Below are 4,696 nucleotides of genomic sequence, written 5' to 3'. Positions count from 1 at the left end.
CAATCGGAATGAGCTTTTTCATTGCAAACGAACTCCTTAATTCTTGGGCGTGTACCAAATGGGTGAGGTGTAGGCGCGGTCCTGCGTGATCATCGGAACACCAGTCGCCATTTGAACGCCGAACTTTGCGGCGTCATAAGCCGTCCAGCGTGGGGTGGGGATTTCGATGACCCGGGCATAATAGAATGCGGGTTCTGCCGGGTCGAAATCCGGGTCGGTCCAGACGGCACCAAGCTCGGGCGCACCGATGGTGTTTGTCCAGGACGGAACCGACAGGTCGACGGTATTGCCAACCGGCGGCAGTTTTCCGTTCTCATCCGGAGACCGGTCACCCCCCCACGCAACATCATAGACCTTTTCCATGGCCTCGCCGGATTCAGCATCGATCCAACCCTTGATGATCTGCACTCGGTCAAGATTTGCACCCGACGGATCACGCAGAGAATAGACGAGGAAGTCAGGCGCTTCGCCGTCCGCAGGCGCGGCAAGATCACCACCCATGGGGACCCCGCCATAGTAGCCGACCTGAGCCAGATCACGACGGTTCATCGCGTCGGCTTCATAATCGCCACCAAAGAACCTTACGGATAGGCGCGATCCGGTCGTCGCGTAGGTTTCGCGCCGCTCCATGGCATCAAAGATCGCACCACGAGTGTTTTCCGTGGCCCAGACAGCGGTCAAACCCGCGGCTGAATAGATGGACGAGTCGTACGCAACATCGCCGTTCGGATATGTCCTTCCGACATGCGCCGCCCGTTCACCGTTGGGTTCATAGGCGGTAAATTTTCCATAAAAGTTGTTTTCCTGCGCCGTGGTCAGGCCGGTATGCGTATCCGTCGCGCCGTCGGCACCAAACTTGTAGGGGTTGGACCCAAGTACAGCGCCCAGTTCCAGCCCACGCAACAAACCAGACCTTGCATATTCACCCGGCAGCATCTCGGGCGTTTTTCGAACCGTCGCGTCGAGATTGCCATAATCCCATGTCTCGAAGTTGGCAAACTCGTCCTCGGGCGATAGCATGGGATGCGCTTCGCCATCCCCTTTGAACTGAGTCCATTCATAAAGCCGTTCCCACTTTTGGCGTGCTTCCGCATATGCCGGATCGAGTGGTGCACCATCGGCAAAATCATCGACCAGCGGGAACATCATGCCGCTGGAAAGGTTGCCGTTATGCGGAATTGCGGTGACATCGCCACCCGTGACCGTTTCGTAGTTCTCGAGCCAAGCCCAGAGGTCACGCGGATTGCTCGACCCCATTGGCGGTGTTGTGGTGTAAGGTACAATCTGACCTGCGCGTTCGGGCCCGTCTCGAAAAATGACGTTGCGGTGCAGATTGTTGCCCGAGACCAATGAGGTCCATTCAAACGCGATGAAGGTGGTAAAGACACCGGGGTCGTTGAACTCTTCCGCTGCGGCAATGATATCATCCCAGACCCGCTTGTAAGCCGGATTGCCGGGCTGGTAGTTGAGTTCGGACGAAATTGTGCCTTGTGCAAACTGTTTTGTGAGTTCCTGAGCCGCCATGCGGGCCGCTTGTCCGCCTTTGGCAAAGGCTTCATGAAATTGCCGCCCTTGCTCATCGGCCATGATGTTGGGCGCACCGGACAAAATGTCAGTAATGGCGCCCATCCCATCAGAATGATCCGTGACCATGTAGAAATCCAGGGGACGAGAGAGTTTGACAGGTTGACCGGTGTTCGAAATCACCTGCTCACCACGGGCCAGTCGATAGCTATCGCGTGGCAAAAGTGTTGTTCCACCGCCTCCCGCATCAGCCGACAACGCGGTGTGGACATGCGTGTCGCCGAACAATGGTCGCGTCGGAAACGCGCGGTCGGCATAGGGGGAATAGGGGCGCCCCTTCAAAACACTATCGGACGCTTCGGGCGGAGCTTCTTGTGCAAAAACGCCCATCGCAAAAAGTGTCGCAGCGAGAGAAGGAATAATTTTTTGCATCGGGTGTTCCTTACTATGTGGGCAAATAGCTATGGGTGATGGATCGGCACACTTTCGATTCCGGGCCAGTCAGAACGCCCCAATCAACTCGGGTCAGTCCCCCGCAGCCTGCCAGTCTGGAACCATGAGCGGCAGCAGATTTTCGCAGACCCAAGCCGGACTGGAGGCATTGAATGCCCCGGTGAAACTGCCAAAACACAGGAGGCCGCCTGAACCAGCCGAAAGAAAAAAACCGTTCCAATGAAGACATCATTCACCCTAAAGAATCGCAAACCTATGTCTGAAATGTCAGATTCGCCCCTTGACTGTAGCCATTAGAATAAATCTATTTGTCCGAATTCGGACAGAAGGCAGAATTGAATGCACATCTCAAGCGCTGACGCAAAAAAATATCTTTCGCAGCATGGTTGGGTTTCAACCTTGTCGGATGAAATGTTGGGCGCGTTCCTGAGCATTACTCATCATGTTACGCTTGGCCCCGGGCAGCCACTTTATTCCATCGACGATCCTGCCAGAGACCTCTTCGGGCTGGCCTCGGGTTCGATTGCTATCGAGTCGGCAGGAACCGAAAACGTGATCGAAAAAAGCTTTCTGATGCACCCTGGGGTGTGGATTGGAGCAGCACGGCTGGCCGGAATAAAAAGACGTAATATCGGCGCTTATGCTACGCGCCCTTCGACCATTTTGGTTGTCAAAAGCAACGAGTTTGTGAGTTTTGCCGAGACTTACCCGGATATTTGGCGTCGACTGTTGTTGAACCAGATCCAAAACCATCACAGGGCAATCGGTTTTGCCCATGATCTCATGCGCCGTGGAAGCCATGAACGCCTTATTGCCGTCTTGGCCAGGTTGGCCGGGCTGTATGAACCCAACCCTCCTGTTCCAGCGATCGTCGATGCCACACACCGAGAAATCGCTACCATGGCCAACCTATCGCGCGGTGTTGTTTCTTCTCGCCTTGCGGAACTGGAACGCAAAAAACTGCTTTGGCTCGGACGCGCCTGCGTAACCATAACGAATCCCAAGGGGCTGTTGGCCTTGCTGTGAACTGTGTTCACGAGATGCGAGCGGTCCGCGTGAACGCGGGTAGAGTTTTTTCAAAGAATGGAAGGTTCTTTCCGGCTGTGCGGCTCAAATATCGGGTTTCTGGCAAGACAAACTCAACACCGCAACAAAAAACACAAGCGCCAATGCGCCCCAAAGTGGAGCGTCTGTACCGAAACTGTAAAGTGCAGTGCCTAGAACCGGCCCGGCCGCAATTCCTATTCCGCGAAAAGCCGTATTAAAGCCCGCCACTCGACCTTGATCCGTTTTGTCGGCTGATAGACTGAGCGCACCCATCGCGCCAGGAGCGACTGTCCCCAGAGAAGCACCAACGGCGATCATGCCAATCGCCAGAATAAACACATCATCGGCCAGAATCATGACCCCTATTCCGGTCAAAGCGCCAATACTGCCGGACCGCAGCAACCTAAGCGCATCCCATCCCTTTCGTGTTGCCACAAATACTTGTGATATCGTCAACGAAAGAGTTGCACCTGCGAGAACATAACCTGTGGATTTCATTGCCTCGGTACTGTTCACCAGCAGGTCATCCATTAGTTTCAACCCGATGATAGGAACAACCATGGTGTAGCCAGCAAAGCCTGCCATCGTGATCGCAAAGAACTTCCAGAAACGAGACAATCGAATGGGTTTTTTCGTCCTTGGAGGGATATGTAATTGCGAGGTCGGAAGAAATTTCAAAGACAGAAAAAACGCAAACAAGCCTGCCAGAAGAAGCGCAAAAAAGCCGACAGCAATGCCCCGCTCGGCGGTCAACCAGAGCAGCATTGACCCTGAGAGTGCGCCCAAACTGACGGAAGCCCCCATAAGACCCATGCCTGAGACGCGCGTCTTGCTGTCTGTAGTGTCGGCAATGAGCGCCAGCGTCGACGGAATGAGCGCCCCACCGAACACACCCTTTACGGTGCGGGCAACTGCAAGCGTATAGACCGTTGCGCTGGTGGCCAGAACCAACATGTTTGAAAACACCAGCGCCATTATCAACGGACTGAGCAAAATAAATGGAATAGCGGTCAAAACCAGGAAGCGGCGGCCCACGCGCTCTGACAAAACGCCCCATAGGGGCGCTGTGGGTACAACAGCCAACGCGCCGAGACTTAGGATTATACCGACTTGAAATTCAGTGATGCCATAGTCCCGGCTCACCGGACCAAGGCCACCGGAAAGCAGTGCGTTCGACGCAGCATAGACATAGACACCAGATACAATTGCAAGTCGCTTAATCAGGATCAATAGGTAGCTTTCAATTGCCAATCTGAAGTTACTAAGATGTTGTCGAGCATTAGGATCGATTGAAGCAAGATCAAGTTCTTAGTTTGTTGAGAGGGTTCCGTTGCAAACTTTCGACCATTGACGCTTTCGGAATTAGCAGGATGTGTGGAAGTGTCGCAAACTTTTAGAATGGCCAAAGTAGCGACTTACTGGATACACCTATCCTGCGATCTCGGCAAATTTCCGAAAGCCAGATGTCGTAGTGCTGAGGAACTGCTGCTTTCGGATCATGTTCGCAACCTCAATACCGTCCAGAGTAGCCGAAGCGGATCTGAACGATTTAAACCCGCCATGAGCTACCCCCTGAATTTCGGACACTGACGTAAGCTACGATTTGTTGTCTGCTGATCTTCGACGAAAAGGAGATCAGAGATGTCGAAACGGAAGAACCACTCGCCCGAGT

General features: G+C 53.8%; 3 protein-coding genes and 1 pseudogene. 1 reads left to right on the top strand and 3 read right to left on the bottom strand.

Annotated elements, in window-relative coordinates; translation table 11 throughout:
- Positions 1–36 precede the first annotated feature (36 nt).
- Positions 37–1,956 (bottom strand): DUF3604 domain-containing protein, encoded by a 1,920-nt coding sequence (locus tag AC2FLX_RS21920; protein ID WP_496808011.1) that lies wholly within the window; start codon positions 1,954–1,956, stop codon positions 37–39.
- A 360-nt stretch (positions 1,957–2,316) separates the two neighbouring features.
- Here AC2FLX_RS21920 and AC2FLX_RS21915 point away from each other — a divergent pair, with 360 nt between their 5' ends.
- On the top strand, positions 2,317–3,003 hold the full coding sequence (locus tag AC2FLX_RS21915; RefSeq protein ID WP_496808010.1) for a Crp/Fnr family transcriptional regulator: 687 nt from the start codon (positions 2,317–2,319) through the stop codon (positions 3,001–3,003).
- Between the two features lie 84 nt (positions 3,004–3,087).
- On the opposite strand, the gene AC2FLX_RS21910 is transcribed toward AC2FLX_RS21915, so the two are convergent.
- Positions 3,088–4,275, bottom strand: a complete 1,188-nt coding sequence (locus tag AC2FLX_RS21910) for an MFS transporter (protein ID WP_496809722.1) — start codon at positions 4,273–4,275, stop codon at positions 3,088–3,090.
- A gap of 177 nt (positions 4,276–4,452) precedes the next feature.
- Positions 4,453–4,581 (bottom strand): annotated as a pseudogene (locus tag AC2FLX_RS21905) (IS6 family transposase); the annotation flags it as partial.
- Between the last annotated feature and the right edge of the window lie 115 nt (positions 4,582–4,696).

The sequence above is a fragment of the Ruegeria sp. YKSF57 genome, from assembly GCF_059612585.1.
This window is presented reverse-complemented; position numbering and strand designations above follow the sequence as displayed.